This window comes from Blastopirellula marina (assembly GCF_002967765.1).
Classification (GTDB): Bacteria; Planctomycetota; Planctomycetia; order Pirellulales; family Pirellulaceae; genus Bremerella; species Bremerella marina_A.
In genome coordinates this window covers 331,419-349,522 of record NZ_PUHY01000005.1, presented here as the reverse complement: position 1 = coordinate 349,522, position 18,104 = coordinate 331,419, and the positions used below count along the sequence as shown (strand labels likewise).

Annotated in this window: 13 protein-coding genes; 3 read left to right on the top strand and 10 right to left on the bottom strand. The window is 54.7% G+C overall.

Annotated features, from left to right (window positions below):
• Positions 1-6: 6 nt before the first annotated feature.
• Positions 7-873 carry an alpha/beta hydrolase family protein gene (locus tag C5Y83_RS05550; protein WP_158262245.1) on the bottom strand — a complete coding sequence of 289 codons (867 nt, stop codon included), beginning with the start codon at positions 871-873 and terminating at the stop codon, positions 7-9.
• Positions 874-1,089: 216 nt separating this feature from the next.
• On the opposite strand from C5Y83_RS05550, the gene C5Y83_RS05545 reads away from it, so the two are divergent.
• The 3 genes from C5Y83_RS05545 (at position 1,090) to C5Y83_RS05535 (ending at position 6,012) form a co-directional block, all read left to right on the top strand.
• Positions 1,090-2,394 carry an FMN-binding protein gene (locus C5Y83_RS05545; protein WP_105328659.1) on the top strand — a complete coding sequence of 435 codons (1,305 nt, stop codon included), beginning with the start codon at positions 1,090-1,092 and terminating at the stop codon, positions 2,392-2,394.
• 75 nt (positions 2,395-2,469) lie between these two features.
• Positions 2,470-5,022, top strand: coding sequence for a 4Fe-4S binding protein (locus tag C5Y83_RS05540; protein ID WP_105328658.1), 2,553 nt, complete (start codon positions 2,470-2,472; stop codon positions 5,020-5,022).
• Between the two features lie 111 nt (positions 5,023-5,133).
• The gene (locus tag C5Y83_RS05535) at positions 5,134-6,012 is read left to right on the top strand and encodes an alpha/beta hydrolase (protein ID WP_105328657.1); all 879 of its coding nucleotides are present in this window, start codon (positions 5,134-5,136) and stop codon (positions 6,010-6,012) included.
• Between the two features lie 8 nt (positions 6,013-6,020).
• On the opposite strand, the gene C5Y83_RS05530 is transcribed toward C5Y83_RS05535, so the two are convergent.
• The 9 genes from C5Y83_RS05530 to C5Y83_RS05490 form a co-directional block, all read right to left on the bottom strand.
• The gene (locus C5Y83_RS05530; protein WP_105328656.1) at positions 6,021-9,620 is read right to left on the bottom strand and encodes a carboxypeptidase regulatory-like domain-containing protein; all 3,600 of its coding nucleotides are present in this window, start codon (positions 9,618-9,620) and stop codon (positions 6,021-6,023) included.
• Positions 9,617-10,015 (bottom strand): BlaI/MecI/CopY family transcriptional regulator, encoded by a 399-nt coding sequence (locus C5Y83_RS05525; protein WP_105328655.1) that lies wholly within the window; start codon positions 10,013-10,015, stop codon positions 9,617-9,619. Before C5Y83_RS05525 ends, C5Y83_RS05530 begins: the two co-directional genes overlap by 4 nt.
• Positions 10,016-10,430: 415 nt before the next feature.
• Positions 10,431-10,826 (bottom strand): RNA recognition motif domain-containing protein, encoded by a 396-nt coding sequence (locus C5Y83_RS05520; RefSeq protein WP_105328654.1) that lies wholly within the window; start codon positions 10,824-10,826, stop codon positions 10,431-10,433.
• A gap of 292 nt (positions 10,827-11,118) precedes the next feature.
• On the bottom strand, positions 11,119-11,604 hold the full coding sequence (locus C5Y83_RS05515; RefSeq protein ID WP_233207142.1) for a lysophospholipid acyltransferase family protein: 486 nt from the start codon (positions 11,602-11,604) through the stop codon (positions 11,119-11,121).
• A 283-nt stretch (positions 11,605-11,887) separates the two neighbouring features.
• Positions 11,888-12,760 (bottom strand): HDOD domain-containing protein, encoded by an 873-nt coding sequence (locus tag C5Y83_RS05510; RefSeq protein WP_105328652.1) that lies wholly within the window; start codon positions 12,758-12,760, stop codon positions 11,888-11,890.
• 49 nt (positions 12,761-12,809) lie between these two features.
• Entirely contained in the window at positions 12,810-15,185 is a 2,376-nt protein-coding gene (locus tag C5Y83_RS05505) for an EAL domain-containing protein (protein ID WP_105328651.1), read from the bottom strand.
• A gap of 240 nt (positions 15,186-15,425) precedes the next feature.
• Positions 15,426-17,210 (bottom strand): arsenical pump-driving ATPase, encoded by a 1,785-nt coding sequence (arsA, locus tag C5Y83_RS05500; protein WP_105328650.1) that lies wholly within the window; start codon positions 17,208-17,210, stop codon positions 15,426-15,428.
• A 69-nt stretch (positions 17,211-17,279) separates the two neighbouring features.
• A complete protein-coding gene (gene arsD, locus C5Y83_RS05495) occupies positions 17,280-17,648 on the bottom strand; it encodes an arsenite efflux transporter metallochaperone ArsD (RefSeq protein ID WP_105328649.1) in 369 nt (122 codons plus the stop codon).
• Between the two features lie 83 nt (positions 17,649-17,731).
• Complete coding sequence (locus C5Y83_RS05490; protein WP_105328648.1) at positions 17,732-18,061, bottom strand: ArsR/SmtB family transcription factor; 330 nt, start codon at positions 18,059-18,061, stop codon at positions 17,732-17,734.
• Positions 18,062-18,104 lie beyond the last annotated feature (43 nt).

The window sequence follows — 18,104 nt, the reverse complement described above, 5'->3', positions numbered from 1 at the left end:
TAAACGCTACTTCAAGTACTGGTCAAACCACTTGATCGCTTCGCCGACCGCCTGGGGAAGGTTCTTCTCCAGGCCGTGGCCGGAGTTCTCATAAACAATGAACTTGTTCTCGACGCCGGCGTCATCGAACTTCTCATGAATCCAGCGCCCTTGCTCAGGTAAGACCAAGGTATCTTTCCCACCGGACATCATCAGGCACGGCGCGTCATCCTCGGACACGAAGAACAAGGGGGAAACGGCTTTCGCAGCTTCCTTCGAAATATCGAGCCCGGGGAATCTGCGGTACTTGTCCTCCAGCCCCGGTGTGCTCCAAACGTACGACGTGATGTCGCTCGGCGGTACGAAAGCCACACCCGCCGTGATCCGGCTGCTGACGCGTTCTAATGGATCGGACGCAGTAGGATTGGCGTCTTGGCCAGTGGTTGCCAGCATCAAGGTCAGATGCCCGCCAGCACTCATGCCGTAGACACCGATTCGGTTGGGATCGATGCCGTACTGCTCGGCATCGCGACGAATCGTTCGAATGGCCTGTCGCACATCGGATACTGCCTCCGAGATCGAATACTTGGGACTACTTCCATGACGGACGGCGAACCCCGTATAACCCTTCGCCAGGAAAGGGCTCATCAGTGCCCGCGTTTGCAGGGGGGGCGACCATTTCGAGAACCAGCCACCGCTGACAATAAAGACCACCGCCGCCCCGTTCGGTTCTTCATCAGGCCGAAACACATCGAACGTCATCGCCAAGCCATCTTTGTGCCCATAGATCACTTCCTGGTGAACAGGCAAACGGGCGTCATCTGCCAATATTGTTCCGCTTAGCACCAACATGAGAAACCAAGCCGCTAGTTGACGCGTTGTTCTTTGAATCATGACGTTCCTGATTAAAGCAAAGGGAAGGGCCTCAGCAATTGACACTCTTTGCATGGCATTTCTAGCCGCGAGCGGGGGTGCTGGAACCATGCCAATTGAATCGTGCCAATCGCTTGGTAAAATCCGACTGATGAGTTGGGCCTATTCTATGCCGCTTGCTCACCTTGCTGCCACGTTCCCTGATCTCTTCCCCCACCTTCGAACGAAAAGCAACGCATGATTTTCCCTTTCCCCGCCAAGTCCTTTACCTTGTTCGGTTTGATTCTCACCTTTCTATTATTCTCTACTTCCGCAATCGTAGCGGAAGATTTAGTCGAATTCCTCAATGGGACGGAAGTCAAAGGTGAGATCTTGGAGATCCGCAAGGGAACCAAAGAGTTTGATTTCAAATTTAAAATCGCTGGCAGCGAGGTGACGCAGACCATTCCTTACACCCGCGTGCATGCCGTGACGCTGAAAGGAAAGCGCTTCGTTCTAACCGCGAAAGATACGCCTCAGGACGGTCCGAACGTAGATGCCAACGATCGACCGGTCCGTACACCGCAAGAGGTGCAGCAATTGATCGACACCGTCGGCGCGAGCGATCCTGACTGGTTGGCCCAAACCGACATGAACCATCCACCTACGCTCGACATGGCCTGGCCCAAGAATCCTGGTGGTGCCTGGGATGAATCGAAGAACATCGGCCAATACATCTGGGGCCGCGTCAATCCGAACGTCTCTCGCTGGAAGTCAGGGATTAAGCTGGTAGACCACTGTGTCGATCTACATAAAGGTCAAGCCGACCTGGTCAAGCGTGACCAGGAAAAGCTGGGGGCAATGTACTTCCAATTGCTGCAAGACTATCCTCGGGCCGCCTATTGGCTGCAACAAGCCGATGCCCAGCCAACCACAGAATCAGGAATTCATTTGTGCGAATGTTATTGGCGATTAGGCAGTAAGTCGATGGCCATGAAAGCTCTCGCCGGCAATCGTTTGCATATCAGCGCGATCAAGCTGTACGGCGACATGGGAGAAGTTGACAAAGCCCTCTCGGTCACGAAGGCGTTCGAGCGAACCAATCTGTTCAACGAAGCCTGGTTACACGCAGGGGACGCCCTGCGTTCTGCGGGCCGCTTGAACGAAGCGATCGCGTACTACCAAAAGGTGCTCGACAAGAACCAAGCCCGTAATGCCGAATATCTCAATCGATACAAGGGTCGCGCGGCGGAAGCGATCGAAGCGATTCGCTTGTTCGATAAGGCAGACGTGAGTAAGGTCGCTGATGGCAAGTACAAGCAATCCGCAACCGGCTATAACGGGCCGCTGGAAGTCGAGGTCACCGTCGCCGGTGCCAAGATCACCCAGGTCAACGTCACCAAGCATCGTGAGAAGCAGTTCTACGCCGCATTGACCGACACGCCTCAGCAAATCATCGACAAGCAAAGTTATCGAAATATCGACGGAACCAGCGGGGCAACGATTACGTCCCAAGCTATCGTCAATGCGACCGCCAAAGCCTTGGCCCAAGGGGCGAAATAGTCGTCGCAATTTCTGGCTCTTGATCGATCGCCCACCCATACTCCGCTTTAGCATCACGCCACGCGGGAAACCGGCATGAATAAGTACGCTGTCCGCTGGAAGTCGATTGCCTTAGCCGCTGCTTTCGGTGCATTGGCAATCGCCCTCGTGCTAGTTCTTACGCAATCATACGACCTTCAATCAGCAAGCTGGCTAGGCTGGGCGCTGCAGCATCCGGCGTTCTGCTGGACGATCGTGGGAACACTGTCCGCGGCGGCTTTAATCGCCTTTTTCACCGCTTTCGACCAACGTCCGGTCGCCTTCTTGCGATTGGACTGGTTCGTACCGATGATTCGCCGTCGCTCAGCCGACGCTCCCAGTTCCCCCTCGCTACTGGGCAAGCTCTATCGCGGACTCGCTCCTACCTCCTGGCAGTCCGACTGGACGAAGAAGAAACGGGGGCCGCTACGGCGTTTCCTTCGTTTCTTAGGACCTTCTTGGCTGGCTTCCCCAGTCCGGCGTGTCGTCCAGGGCATCTGTCTCGTCACTTTCTGCGTTCTCTTCTTCTACACCTGCTGGCCGTACGATGCTCGGCCGAAAAACACCCAGCCTATCAGCGAAGGGTGGCGGTTCGTTGGCTTCGATCAGGACAAAAACCAATTTACATGGCAGTCTTCCGCAGCGCAATCTTCTTCTACTCTACTTGGCGACAAACTCTTCGTCGGTCGCCAAGATGCCCAACCGTTTGTCACGGATGCCGATCGAATTCTGGGTGAGTTTCAAATCGTAGAAGTGCGTAAAGAAGCCTTAGATCTGACCACGCTGCAGCTAACTCCGCTAGGTGAACCAACTGCCGCGATGGTACCACTGATCCTTGGTGGCGGGGCAGGGCAATCCTTCGCGCTATATGAGAACGATCCCACCGCCTGGCCCGCTCACTATGCTGACAACCTTCAGGCCAAACAGTGGTTGCCGGCCGAGACGTTTCTCATGATCGATCCACTGGTCAGCCTCTCCACAGCGATTGCGTCCCGCAGCTGGGTTTGGTCATTGGTGAGCATGGCTGCCATTTTGCTAGTGTGCGTTCTGATTCCCCGCGGCTTTTGTGGCTATTTGTGTCCGTTGGGGACAACGATCGACCTGTTCGACTGGGCGGTAACCGGACGCACGAAACGCTTTCAGGTCCCCGGCGATGGATGGTGGGTCCATATCAAATATTATCTGTTGGCGACCATCTTGATCGCGGCTTTGTTCGGCGTATTGATTTCCGGCTTCTTCTCAGCGATCCCGGTGATCACTCGCGGAATGTTGTTTCTGTTCGAACCGCTACAAACGGGCTTGGGTCGCGGCTGGCACTTGATCCCTGGTTTCAATCTCGGACATCTGTTTTCGATTGTGCTCTTCTTCGGCGTATTAAGCCTCGGCTTCATGCGGCCCCGTTTTTGGTGCAAATACGTATGCCCCAGCGGGGCGATGTTCTCGCTTGGCAACCTGTTTCGACTCACCGAAAGGAAAGTCGAGGCCAGCTGCATCAACTGCAATAAATGTGTCGAAGTCTGCCCGTTTGACGCCATCAAGCCAGACTTCACCACGCGCGAAACGGACTGCACACTTTGCCAAACCTGCGCTGGCGTTTGCCCGACACACGCAATCAAGTTTGTCGAGCGCTGGAATCTTGTCGAGTTGAAAGTCGAAAACGATCCACCGACCCACGAGACAGCCATTGGCCGACGCGGGTTTCTTTCGTTAGCGGTTGGTTCCGCTGCTGCCGCAGTAGGCGGAGCCGCAATCGCCTTGGGAACGAAGGCAACGGGTGCGCAGCTTCCCACCGACTTGCCGATCGTTCCGGGCAACGATCCTCCTTGGCTGCCGGTTCGTCCCCCGGGAAGTGTCCCGGAAAGAGAGTTTCTGCAGATGTGCATACGTTGCGGCGAATGCTTCAAAGCTTGTCCCAACAACGTGCTTCAGCCAGAAAGCTTTCAGCAAGGCTTCGAGGGACTGTGGACGCCACTAGTCAATGCGAACTGGGCCGGCTGTGAATCGAGCTGCAATGCGTGTGGGCAAGTATGTCCGACAGGTGCAATTCGTCCGATTCCCTTGGAAGAGAAACGCGTTGCCCGCATGGGACTGGCAATCGTCAACCAGCAGACCTGCCTCCCCTTTGCCGAAAAAGAAGCGTGCGACTTGTGCGTGCAAGAGTGCACGGCGGCTGGATACAACGCGATTGAATACACCCAAGTTGGCGTCGAACTCGACGATCAAGGCCAACCGGTCGAAGGAACGGGCTTCGCCGCGCCGCTCGTCCTGGCCGACAAATGTGTCGGGTGTGGGTTATGCCAGACACGCTGTCATGTCATCAACGTGAAAGAGCTTCACGTCCTTACAGAGTCGGCTATCATTATCGAGGCAGGGGAGGGGAAGGAAGATCGGATCATGACTGGTTCGTACCTTGAACTTCGCCGACAACGTGATGCGGAGGCATCTACCGTTCAATCCGCCCCTTTGAATATGCCTGCCGAGACGCCGCGTTCGGTGGAACTTCCCGCGGATGATCCGTTTGGACTGGATGAGGCCCCCTCCCAGTCGCCACCAACGGATGAGGCCGCACCTAGCGAGGATAATCCTTTTCTGGACGATAGCCCGTTCTAGCAAGCCATCACGCGTCGCGAACTTCTCCCATCTCGCGCCCCGTTCGGCAAAACTTGATAAAGTGATCAGATCGCTGCCGTAACGAACTTGTGCAACGTGTGGTCACTTTCGATGAATCGCCGAATCGCTATCACGACGTTTCGAATCGTATTACTCAACGCGACGACGCTTTGCGCGTATGTCACGCATTGCCAGGCTCAGCCGGCACCAACTGCGGACCCTCAAGTTAATTCGCCTATGATTGCCGTTGACGAACTTTTGCTTTTCTTTCCATCGAAGTATCCCGTCGGCGATTGGGATCCGGAGGGTCAGAACTTTCAGAATGTTTCCTTCCACGCAGAAGATGGCACGAAACTACATGGTTGGTATTGTCCCAGCGAGAATCCGCGTGGCGTGCTCTTGCTTGCTCACGGCAATGCAGGCAACATCGCAACCCGCGTCGAGTGGATTAGCTATTTGCAGCGACGGCTACGTCTCTCAGTATTCGCGTTCGATTACCGTGGGTACGGCAAAAGCGATGGGAAACCTTCCGTGAAAGGCGCACTGCAGGATGCCACCGCGGCTCGGGCCAAATTGTGCGAGCTGGCCCAAGTCAAAGACGACGCTGTGATCTTGATGGGCGAATCACTCGGCGGAGCCATGGTCACCCAACTAGCAGCTGATTCTGCCCCTCGCGGGCTCATTCTGCAAAGTACGTTTCCGTCGTTACGTGACGTGGCCACCGTGCATTATCCCAAGCTCGCCTGGCTGGTCTCCAGAAAGAAGCTCGATTCGCTCTCTGCCATTCAACGTTATCACGGCCCGCTGCTGCAAAGTCACGGCGAAGCCGATCATACGATTCCGATGGCACTCGGTCAAAGGCTGTTCCAAGCTGCCAATCAACCGAAGCAGTTCGTCACGATCGCTAATGCCTACCACAATGACTGGATCACGGCGGACTACCTAAAACAACTCGACCAGTTCCTCGATCGCCTGCCGGCTGCCAAATAGTAGGGGTTCTAGCGAGGCTCAAGCACGATTGACCCTAAATCGATCGCTTCTCCAGACCAACCACCTTCGACCGGTGGAACCTTGAACGAATGACCTCGGACCGAGCCGACGGCGTTTTCCACGAAGTAGACACGCATCAGGTAGTTGCCTGGCGGAACGTCATCGATGCGGAAGCTGCCGTCAGGTGCCACGGTCGCGTCGAGGTAAGGTGCCATCGAGCGTTCTCGCTGGTATATCTTGTAAGCCGCCGACCACGCTTGCCCTTCCGGCGTCTGCTTCCAACCGTTCCACCAGGCCTCTTGCTCTTGGGGATTGTTCTTAAGCGCCGCGGGAACATCAGGTCGAGAAGGAGGAACCAAATCAGTCTGCGCACTGATCATGGCAAAGTTCCATAACACCTTCCCTTGGTAACCGGAAGGGGGAATCAGTTTACCCACCACTGGACGTCCCGTTCCACCAACTTGCAATTGCACGCTTTCGCCTGGCACAAATTCCGTATGAACTCGCACCGAAGACTCAACGGCCGTCGCCCCTTCTTTAACATGCAGGTGTAATCGCCGGCCAATCGAAGCCATCCCGGGCAGAACTCGATCGAACTTGAATGTCCCATCACTTCCGGTCGTCGTTTCGTAATGTGTAAAGATATTTGGAACACCTTCTCCATACGAGTGAAGTGTCTCGATTCCCATATAAAGCTCAACGTTCGCCGTTGGATTGGGGCCAACGTAATAAACACCGTTCAGCTTCGCCCACGGAGTTAACGGCAGAGGATCAGGCAGTTCACCGTCCGACGACTTAAAATGGGCGTAACCCGCTTCATGAGTTATTATCAGTTGATAGGCATCTATTTGATTCGATAGTCGAAAGCGTCCTTCGGCGTCTGCATCAACTCGCGTAGCGTACGTTGATCCGTCATCGATATCTCCGTTCGAGACACTGATCTGATTGCCAGCAACTCCCAAAGCAATCTTCGCCCCAGCAGCCGGCTTGCCCGAAGCATCGACAATTTGAGCGGAGATATCTTCGGCTGGAATGAGTTCGAAGTCGTAATTGACCTTCCCCTCATCGCTTTTAAAGTCGCGTGAAATAGCAACCTGATATCCATCTGCCTCGATACGCACCAGGTGAGATGGGTACTCGCGATTGAATCGAACCTGATACTTTCCATCAACCGCGTCGTAACTATCTCGTTTACTCCAGTCCATTCCGATACCTGGATCTACGTTCCGCAGTCCAGGAATTACACGAAACTTGGAAATAGGCTTCTTTGTCTTTTCATCGACGACATCACCAGAGACGACCAATGCCGGTGGAGGTGAAAACACGAATTCTTCTTCTCGACTAAACAGCGGTCGATCGGTCAGTTGCATGCCACCTGCTCGGCAGATATCGGCATCGAATGGCTCGAGCGGTGCTTCCTTCCATTCCCATACGCCATCTTCGTTGGTGTATTCGTTGATATGATCGAACTCAAAGTACTCGATCTGCTGACCATCCCAGTTTTGAAAGAAGATCCGCGACTTCGCGATGCCCTTGCCATTCTCGTCGATCACTCGCACGCGAACTTTACCGCCCGGATGCATCGTGAAATCGACCGGCTTCATTTCAGGCAGCACGCGGACGTCTTGCTTCTGGAGAGCCTTTCCTTTCGCCGAAACCACAATGCGGGCTTTTCTTGGCGGACATCCCTTCAAGACATATTTCCCTTGTGCATCCGTCGTTGTCTTGCGGACGTCGTTCAGGAACTTTGTCCGAACCAACGCGTCTTCGATCGGTGCTCCAGACTCGTCAGCCACAACGCCTGACACTTCGATCCCTTTCTGAAGCGTGATGATCCCGCGAGGCGACATCGGTTTAAGCTCGTAGCCGTCACGAGGAATAGTGTGCCACATTGGTTGAAGGTCAGGGTGAGTCAACTCAATCGTCAAATCGTTCTTTGAGTCTGGCACACAACCAAATTGCCAAGAGCCATCCTCTTGCGTCTTGATCCGAGTACCGATCCCCAACTGACGAATCACGCCGGGTCGCATTTTGAATGCGACACTCGGACGCACGGTCGCCCCGGCCACGGGATTTCCGTCTTCATCTTGGAGTATCCCTCCCACAACCCACCCCTTATCAAGTTGCATGGTAAATTCTTCTGGCAGCGGTTCAGGATGATCTAAGCTGTTCCACTCTGCCCAGTAGGGGGCAAATCCAGGTTGTTTAACCGCGAACACAATCGACTTGCTTGACTCGTCCAATCGAATTGCGAACTCACCCTTTTCATCCGTCTCTGCAAAAGCACCGTAGGTCCCTGCCTTTGTAAACGATCCAGTGACAATCTGCTCGGCGGTAACCATCGGTCGAGTTCGAATCTCCACCTCGGCATTAGGAACCGGATTCCCATCTGGATCGACCACCTTCAGCAGAAACGAATTCTCAGCGACTTTCGGTTGAGGTTCTTCTGCCAGGGTGGTAAACACAGGCTGGGCGAGAAGAAGCGTAATAGCAAGTGCGAGCGGCAGTAGTGCCCCACGCGATAATTGGAGCGACTCACGAATCGGCTCCCCAAACAAGTGGGCCACACGACGCCGTAACTCCGATGGCGACCGACCGCTGGCCGCCAGAGTAGCCAATTCGGATTGCTTGCCGTCAGTGGTATGCGCTAGTTCGACGACCCGCAACAAGGCCTGTGCGTATATGAGCTGACTGGCCTCGTCGCTTTCATTCGATCGGCAACAGGCCATTTCGTCACAACAATACTCCCTCAGGGCGCTGATCCGCCGACTTAACACCCACAGCGCAGGATTGAAAAACAGCACGGCTTCTGCCAACCTTTGAACCAGATTGATCCACATATCATGCCGCCGAACATGAGCTAACTCGTGGGCGACAATCAATTCCAACTCTTGCGGCGATAATCCACTGATCAGCGCGACCGGCAGTAAGATTGTCGGCTTGAAGAGTCCGACTACTTTCGGAACCACAATCTGCTCGGCGGTGGCTAGGGCAGGGACGACACTTAACGACCAGGTCTTCGCTAAGTGCTGCAGTGTCTCGAACACGGGGCCTTCGGTCAGAGGACGACACTGACTTCGAACTCGCTCTGCCATTACGATCGCCGCGGCCAACCTACCAAGCATCAGTACGACGCCCGCCAAGTAACCACCAACCATCCACGGCGCCGCAGTTTTCCAAAGTTGGGCCCATGAGTAAGCGTTGCTTGGAGTTGGGACCTCTGGCACGGTTAACGAAGAGCCTTGCTGTTTGGCAATGACCTGCATTTGCGGCGTTTGTGCATTAGAGGCAATTGTCTGTTCCGCCATCGGCGTGGGTACTCGATCGGTGACCGATATCTCCGTTTGGTGCGCGATAGGCGAGGGCTGACCCATACCTGTCGTGCGAGGAGCTCCCGTAAAAAACAGAAACGTGGCGACCACGGACACGCCACTCAAAAGCAGGGCCGACACATGTACGGTATAGTCCCACGTGACCCGACGCCGCAGAATAAACCGGCTCACAAGCCAGGCGACCAGCGCGAACAGCGTGACTTGCCACAGTGAATGAATCAGCGTGAGGCAAACGCGTGAGCTCAGATCGGGCCCGAACAGATCGAATCGACTCATGGCTTCTGTTCCTTACTCTTGCGATTAATTAGCTTCCGCAGTTCGGTTAGCTCTTCCGAATCAATATCCGACGTTTCCAACAGATTCATCATCATTGCAGTGGGCGAACCACCGAAGACACGCAAGACGAGATCGCCCAACATCTGGCCGGTCACGTCTTCCTTCTTTACCTTTGGGGAAAACAGAAATGCATTCCCTTCCTTCTGCCGCGTCAGAAAGCCTTTGCGATACATGATGTTGAGCATCGTAATCACGCTACTATGGGCAAGCGGACGTTTGGCACCGCTCTTGAGACGGGCCCGCACATCGCGCACTGGTAACGGCGATTCCTCCCATAGAACCTTTAAGATTTCGAGCTCCAACTCGGTCGGATACTCTGACTCGGGACGGGCCATCACTTACCTCACGACTTTGCGGTGATATGGACGTCTGCGTTCGCCCTGGCAACCATTTCATCTAACTAATTAGATGACGATAGCGATTACCCAACCGCAGGTCAAATAAAATCAACTAAAGAATTAGAAGATCGCCAGAAAACCCACATCACGGCTCACGCATAGGCGATAGAAGCACGAAGGTACACGTGACGAGATAGATCAACTGCCGATCAGCACGATCGAGACAATCTGACAAGAGGCCTCGCGACGAAGAAACGACGACGGCCTCCCCAAAAGGTGAAAAACACCCGATGGAGAAAGAGACAAGCAGAAAAACAATGGTAGCGAGGCGCGTCCGAAAGGGAACGCGCGTCGCGACCAACGCGAAGGCAATCAAGATGCCCTCGCGTTCAAAATCGTAATCGAGCAGCGATTAATAACGTCCGCCGCGGCCACCGCCGCCGCCGCCACCACCATAGCCGCCTCGGCCACCGCCGCCGCCACCACCGTAGCCGCCTCGGCCACCACCGCCGCCTCCGCCATAACCACCACGTCCGCCACCGCCACCGCCACCGCGGTTTTCACGAGGCTTGGCTTCGTTGACGGTCAACGCACGGCCATTCTGCATCGATTCGTTAAGGCCATCGATGGCGGCTTGTGCTTCGGCGTCGGAACCCATTTCCACGAAACCAAAGCCCTTACTACGTCCGGTATCGCGGTCCATAATCACCTGGACGTCGCGAACTTCGCCATAAGCAGCGAACAACTGCTCGAGGTCAGCGGTTGTAATGTCGTACGAGAGATTTCCGCAATAAAGCTTCTTACCCAACGGTCAAAATCCTGGATTGAATGCACTCGGGATGGGCAAAATGCCGCACCCATAAGAAAAAAAGGTCGGTAAACACCAACCGACAAGGTGGGACGGGCGAAAGAGCGTCGGGGGTCAGCCCACAAACAAAGGGGCTGAAAGCGTAGTCACGATCGACTGACCAACCGCTAGTATCTTACACTTTCCGTTCTGACCAAGATAGTCCGTATCTCGTCCGATCGACAGTTCTTTGGCCACCTATCGGCAAGATTTGATCTTCCCTGGGCCAATCCGCGTGCTCTCGGATCTTTGATTAATGAATAAGCTCCGCTTTTGCCGCAGAATCCAGCTGATTCATGGCAGATTGGATCTGTTCAACGTAGTGATTCAATCCGGTTCGATCGACATCGGCCGGCACGTGAATGGGGGAGCCGGCGAGAAGCACGATCGTTGAGAACGGTTTCGGAATGATCAGCTCCGACCACGTTCCTTTCCAGCGCCAACAGTTGGAACAGGCAAATCCGCTCGGGACTATGCCTCGACCGGTACGGGATGCCAGGTAAGCAATGCCGGCGCTCATCGTTCGATTTGGACCACGCGGGCCATCGGGTGTGATGACAAGATGCCGCGATTCAACCGTTTGAAGCAGTTCCCGCATGGCAGCGGGACGTATCCGATTCGTCGACCCCCGCACGGTCGCAATCTTACGAAGCCCCAAGATGCTGGCGACAAATGTTCCGTCTCGATGCATGCTCGTTAACGCCGTTGTGCACCAATGTCGGCCACCAAAGACGGGCATCACGATCGAATCGTGCCAAACCGAATAGAGATACCGTTGCTGACAGGCACGATTGAAGGGGCTGGTATCGGGACTGCCCGAAATTACCCGAATACTTAAAGTGCGAAACAATAACCACAACAATGCCGCAAACGCGTAGGCCACCAGCAAAGTCAGACAGCGTTTGAAGGTTCTCAGAAGACAGCTCTATTTCTGACGTGGTTGCAAATCGCCCAGTAAGATTAGGCGTGACGTTACACGTAACCTACCAACTTCACAAGGGCACATCCCTCCTAAGGCGGTGTTATGCGGTATACACTTGCTTCACTTCCGCGATTCGATCGGGGAGTTCCTTGGCAATCAGCGAGAGGTCGTCGATCGTCACGCCGACCTTATCCAGAAGGTCACTGGTAATCACTTTCCCTTCCGCCCCCGGCGCCGCGTGCTTTCCCGCTTTGTTGGCTAACAGATCTGCCAGGTGGACAATCCGAGGCATGATCCGACTATGCTCCGGCAACGTTTCTGGGTTGTGATGTCGACTCGTGACGTCGACAAGCTGCCCCGGGAACCGCCACGCGCGACAAAGTTCGGCCCCGAATTCTTCGTGCGTAACTCCAAACACCTGACTTTCCGCTTCGCGTAGCGTCAGATCCTTATCCTTACTGCATCGCTTTAGCACTTCGGCAAACTCATTGCGGCAAGCTTGTAGTTCCACGATGATTCCGACATCGTGAATCAGCCCCGCGAGAAACGCGTCGTCGCTGGCCACGTTACCAGCCCGCAAGGCAATCTGCTGCGAAAGAACACCGACCGCAACCGAATGCATCCACAGGTCTTCCGCATGAAAATTTGGCATCGCGGGATGAGCCTTGAACATTTTGTTCAGACTGGCCGCAATCGTGATATTTTTGATCGCGTTAAGCCCCAAGAATATGACGGCTCGCTTCACCGAACTGAACTGCCCTGGCATTCCATAAAACGACGAATTCACGACCCGTAAGATTCTTGCACTCAGCGCGGGGTCGGTGCAGATCAACTGGTCGACTTTGTCGGCTGTGCATTCGGGATCGTCCAACAACTCCCGAATCCGAATCGCGATTTCCGGAAGCGTGTGGATATTTCGGATTCGTTCAATCGCAGTTCGGACGATTTTGGGTTGTGATTCTGTGTTTTCCATGGGGCACCTTTTGCGGTAAAGAAGAGGTTGAGGCGGCTAAAAAGCCTCGCTAATCTCCTACCGCTACGCAGGCAAAATTCGCTTCGGGGTGCTGCGAATAGGTACGTATCAACTCCTCGAACTGCTCGGGAAATAGGGGCTTAGCAAACAGGTAACCTTGACCATACCCACAATCCAAACCTTGTAGCAAAGCTAATTGCTCTTTCGTCTCGATCCCCTCGGCCACCACATTCAGGCCTAGGTTATCTGCCAACACCAACACAGCTTCCAACAAGGCAGCATAATCTTGAACATGGCGAGCGTTGGCCACAAACGCACGATCGACCTTCAGCACATCAATCGGAAATTCATGCAGGCACGAAAGCGAAGAATGTCCCGTTCCAAAATCATCCATATCAATCTGCACACCAGACTTTCGCAGTGCTTTCAAGCTGGTGATCCCGACCTCGATATCTTCCATGATCATGCTTTCGGTCACTTCCAAGTGAAGTGATTCTGGCGCCATCTGATGTTTCTGCAGCGTTCGCGACACCCGTTCCGGCAGCTCTGGAAGTATCAACTGCTTACGTGATAGATTGACATGGATACACCGTGGCGCCGCTTCGCCGAGGTGCTTCTGCCAACTCATAAGCTGCTGGCACGCATGATCGAGAACCCAGCTTTCGATCTGGATAATCAGATCGGACTCTTCCGCAATTGGAATAAACTTATCCGGCGCGATCAGCCCGTACTCTGGATGCTGCCAGCGCAGTAGTGCTTCGGCACCAGTAAGCTCACCGGTTGAAAGGCAAACGATAGGCTGATACGCGATCCTCAGTTCATTGTTGTCGATTGCGCGATGCAGATGTTCTTCCAGTTTCATCCGCAATTCGGCCCGCTCGCGCATGGTGTGATCAAAAACGCGATAGCATGCCTTACCCGCCGATTTCGCTTCATACATTGCCAAGTCGGCGTCACGAAGCATTCCGCTGGCCGTCGAATAGCGGTACTGGCTGGTCACAATTCCGATACTTGCCGTCGAAACCACCTCGTGTGGACCAATGTCATAAGAGGGAGTGAATGCCTCTTGTAACCGCTCAGCAACGATGGTGGCATCGTCGGGTGTTGCCAGATTCTCGAGTAGGATCACAAATTCGTCACCACCCAAACGCGCCGGCGTGATGTCCGTGTTTCGTAGCGAGGTACGAATGCGCACAGCGATTTGTTTCAACAAGTCGTCGCCGGCATCGTGTCCCAAGCTATCGTTGACGATCTTAAAACGGTCGAAATCGACAAACAACAAGGCAAAACACTCAGGCGAGTCTGCGTCGAGTTTGGCTTGAATTGTCTTGAGGATAGAGCTTCGATTCGCCAAACCCGTTAACGAATCGGTGTAGGCCAACAGTTCCAGTTCGGCGGTCAGCTTCCGTTTCTCGGTCAAGTCGCGAGCAGTCGTGACAAGAATGCGCCTCCCTTCGGAAACAAACGAGCGAATATTTGCCTCCACGGGGAATTTCGATCCATCTTTACGATGCCGAAATAGCTCGATGCCATCGACGCCCCCTTGTTCGGCGAGCATCTGGGTCACTTCCTGCGGCGCATAAATCCGATCACCGATCTTAAGCTCGGAAATCCTATCCAATACGGTTTGCGAGAACATCTCTTCTCGCTGGTAACCGAGCGCCTTACAGGCAGCGTCGTTGACGTACAGCACTTCTAACGTGTCTTGATCCATTAGCGAGATCGAATCCGCCGACGCATTGAGCGCTTCGTAGTAACGTCCCGATTTCGCGAGTGCCTCGACCCGTTCAGTGTTGTCACGGATCATCACGATGAATTGCGGTTCACAGTCAGCAAGTTCCATTTTCCAGAGACTGACCGTCGCGGGAAATTCACTCCCATCAAATCGCCTGACGGCACACTCCCGCGAGGCGCCCAACGTGTTATCTTCCTCGGTGTGGGCTAGTTGTTTCAGCGATTTGCTGAATTCGGACTGGTTAGAGTCAGCGAATAGGGTTATCGCGTCATGTCCGACTAGCTGTTGCGGATCCCAGCCAAGAACCAGCTCGACCGATGTGCTGGCCATTTGAATGATCCCAAGCTGGTTGACCGTAATCAGCGGATCAGGTGAGGCCGACATCAAGCCTTGTATCTGCACAGCACTTCTCCGCTGCTGCTCCACTAATTCCCTCTCGGCCGCCAAGGATAATTCCCTGCCGCGAAGTTGACCGTGCAACCGCCACACCCAACCGATCGTGACGCAGATTCCTGCCAGCAACAGCAGGATAACGGACGATCCTTGCCACCCAAAGAAAGCCTCAGGCATCCACTCGATGCGTTCGCGCGAAGCGGCCCCCAGGAGAAACACGTAAGCAACGCTGACGCTCCCTAGTATCGCCAGCCCAAAGCTGAGCGCGAGTTGTTTCAAGCTACTACGATTTCGCATTAATCTGGCATTCCACGAACATGCAACCCATCAGAAGGATAGAATGCGCATGCCCAGGCCACAAACGGCTACTACCGTAGAATCCCGTAAGAGGAATCGCTACGACCGATGCGATTAACACGATCGGCCGAGAAGCCCACTCTAGAAGCATGGGCGAGCACCTCTCTAGTATCCCTGCTTGAATCAGCAAGCTCGCCGGCGCGACAAGTAAGAGCGCGCCAGTGAGTATTGGTGCTTCCTCTAAACCGCATCAATTTCTTCACTGCGGGCGACTAACTTTCGTAGACCTTCAATCCCAGTTGGCGGTGCGACCTGCCAGGCGGTTAACAGCACGCGTTGAGCAAGCGAATTGACTTCCAGCAGATACTTTCGTTCGCTCGATCGACGCTGTCGCAAGATCGGATCGTGTACTGCGAGTGGCGTCAGGCTTTGATTCACCACCCAGGCAAACGGTTCGATCTCGGCGCGACGGAGGTCTTCCTGCAACCGAGCCGCCTCGTGCACCGGTGTCGCTTCTGGCAAGGTAACTACAAGCACGTGCGTAAAGTCGGGATCACGCAACCTCGGCAACAAGTGCTCGACCGCTTCCGGCATTTGGCTCGCCTGCCGTGTGACCTCACGGTGGTAAGCAAGTGCTGAGTCCAGCAGCAAGATGGTATGTCCTGTCGGTGCGGTGTCGAGCACCACAAAGTGGTCTTCTCCGGCAGCGACTGCTTTCGCGAAGGCACGAAACACGGCGATCTCTTCGGTACAAGGAGATCGCAAATCTTCGTCAAGCAGCGCCCGTCCTTGCTCATCCAAGTGTTGTCCGGCAGTCTCCATGACCTCGGCTCGGTAATCGGCCGTTTCTTGCTCGGGATCAATCCGCCCTACGGTAAGCTGCGGCAAGCTGTCCGCTGCCAAGGTCGCCGCCACATGCGCGGCCGGATCCGTTGTGGAAAGGTTCACAGCGAAACCACGCTGGGCAAGTCCGACCGCAACGGCCGAAGCGATAGTCGTCTTGCCAACGCCTCCTTTGCCCATCGTCAGAATGACCCCACGTCGCTTACTTGCCAGATCTTCAAGCAACGTTTCCCAATCGGTAGACACTTCGGGCGTTGTATCCGTGGAATCTTCTTCCAATATTTCATTGGCAACTACCGAAGTTTCTTCACCCAGGTGTCGCAAGGCGTCGATTCCCATCAAGCTACGCCCAGCCAGTGGAATTGTCGTACGAGGAAACGTTCCTATCGTTTCAGGCATTTGATCAAGCGCCGCCTGGCAACGCTGCTGCATTGCGATCGCCAATGCGTCGTCTCGGTCGACGGCGGTAAACAATCCGTTCACCACTAAGTGCTGATTCGCGACTCCCAAGGCCTGCAATTCTTCACTCGACCGAGCCGCTTCCTTCAGCGAAGAAAGTTCCGGTCGAGCAACCAACACCAGGCGGGTTGCTTCTTTGTCTTTTAACGAGGCCACCGTTTGCCGGTAGATCGCTTGTTGAGCCTGTAAACCTGCCAGTGGGCCGAGGCAGGAAGTCCCAGTCGTATTGTTCTCGATATAGCCAGACCAAGCCGAAGGGAGTGTCAATAGACGTAGCGTATGCCCAGTGGGGGCAGTGTCGAACAAGATATGATCGAACTGCTCGGTCGCTGGGCGATCTCCCAGCAGTCGGGCAAACTCGTCAAACGCCGCGATCTCGAGCGTGCACGAACCAGAAAACTGCTCTTCCATACTCGCCACGGCGGCATCGGGCAGCACGCCGCGATACGGCCCAACCATCCGTTCCCGGTACTCGGCCGCGGCCGCTTCGGGATCGATATTCATACCCCACAAGTTATCAACCATGGCGACCGGTGTCGGACGATTGGCAAGCTTCGTCCCCAGAACTTCATCCAGGTTCGAGGCAGGGTCGGTAGACACCAACAGAACACGTTGGCCCTGATCGCTTAATTGCACCGCAGCGGCACATGCCAGCGAGGTCTTTCCGACGCCACCTTTGCCGGTGAAGAAAAGATTACGCGGAGGATCTTGGAGAAATTTCATCGCGGTTCTCCTTATGCTAAGCGATTGCATGAAGTGAGCGAACGTGTTGCGTGCCTCGTATTGTGCGACTTACTCGCAGCAGCCACCGCCGCAACATCCCCCCGAAGAGGAAAGTGGCAGTGAGGCTGTCTTGGCCACGCTGCCGGTCCAGGCAGCGAACTTCTCGCGACTGGGATACTCGGCTTCGCTGACTGGTTTGCCATCGACCATGACCAGCGGCAAGCAGTCGACACCTTTCGCGGCCAGCAACTGCTGCACATCGGCGTTCTTGGCAAACGCGTCAGGCTGTTGGGCCAGGTTGAATCGTTCGACCTCATGTCCCTGGCTCTTCAACCAATCGAGGTCGGCGGCGAAGCGAGGCAGTACCGGATCGACTTGCGGTCCGCAAACACCGGTCGAACAACACATCGGTTTATCAAAAACTTGGACGTGACTCATCGTTTTCTCCTTTGTTTCAAAAGGTGAAGTGTTCTATATCGTTTATCGTCGAACGACGATTATTCAATCGAAAAAAGGGGCGGCTATAAGGCCGCAACCAAGGCCTTCAACTCCTGAAGAGCCTTGCGATTCACACAGTAACACATCTTAGGACCATCGACTTCGCCTTGCACGAGACCTGCTTTTTTCAAGATCTTCAAGTGCTGCGAAACGGTGCTCTGAGCCAGGGGCAACTGCCCGACGATCTCGCCACATACACAAGCCTCACGCTGGATCAAAATCCGTAGGATCTGAACCCGAGCCGGGTGGGCCAAAGCCCAAGCCAAATCGGCCAGCGATTGAGCGTTTGCCTCCGGCAAAATCTTAACCGGCGAGGCATCACAGGCCGCATCGTCTGGTGTGCATTTGCTCATGAGAAACCCTTTATCGTTGATCTACGATTAATCATATCGGTTC

What these genes read in the sequence shown, in the direction of transcription:
- arsD (WP_105328649.1), bottom strand. Translation starts at nt 17,648, where the DNA reads ATGAGTCACGTCCAAGTTTTTGATAAACCGATGTGTTGTTCGACCGGT.
- C5Y83_RS05490 (WP_105328648.1), bottom strand. Translation starts at nt 18,061, where the DNA reads ATGAGCAAATGCACACCAGACGATGCGGCCTGTGATGCCTCGCCGGTT.
- C5Y83_RS05540 (WP_105328658.1), top strand. Translation starts at nt 2,470, where the DNA reads ATGAATAAGTACGCTGTCCGCTGGAAGTCGATTGCCTTAGCCGCTGCT.
- C5Y83_RS05550 (WP_158262245.1), bottom strand. Translation starts at nt 873, where the DNA reads ATGATTCAAAGAACAACGCGTCAACTAGCGGCTTGGTTTCTCATGTTG.
- C5Y83_RS05545 (WP_105328659.1), top strand. Translation starts at nt 1,090, where the DNA reads ATGATTTTCCCTTTCCCCGCCAAGTCCTTTACCTTGTTCGGTTTGATT.
- C5Y83_RS05535 (WP_105328657.1), top strand. Translation starts at nt 5,134, where the DNA reads ATGAATCGCCGAATCGCTATCACGACGTTTCGAATCGTATTACTCAAC.
- C5Y83_RS05515 (WP_233207142.1), bottom strand. Translation starts at nt 11,604, where the DNA reads ATGCCCGTCTTTGGTGGCCGACATTGGTGCACAACGGCGTTAACGAGC.
- C5Y83_RS05510 (WP_105328652.1), bottom strand. Translation starts at nt 12,760, where the DNA reads ATGGAAAACACAGAATCACAACCCAAAATCGTCCGAACTGCGATTGAA.
- C5Y83_RS05505 (WP_105328651.1), bottom strand. Translation starts at nt 15,185, where the DNA reads ATGCGAAATCGTAGTAGCTTGAAACAACTCGCGCTCAGCTTTGGGCTG.
- arsA (WP_105328650.1), bottom strand. Translation starts at nt 17,210, where the DNA reads ATGAAATTTCTCCAAGATCCTCCGCGTAATCTTTTCTTCACCGGCAAA.
- C5Y83_RS05530 (WP_105328656.1), bottom strand. Translation starts at nt 9,620, where the DNA reads ATGAGTCGATTCGATCTGTTCGGGCCCGATCTGAGCTCACGCGTTTGC.
- C5Y83_RS05525 (WP_105328655.1), bottom strand. Translation starts at nt 10,015, where the DNA reads ATGGCCCGTCCCGAGTCAGAGTATCCGACCGAGTTGGAGCTCGAAATC.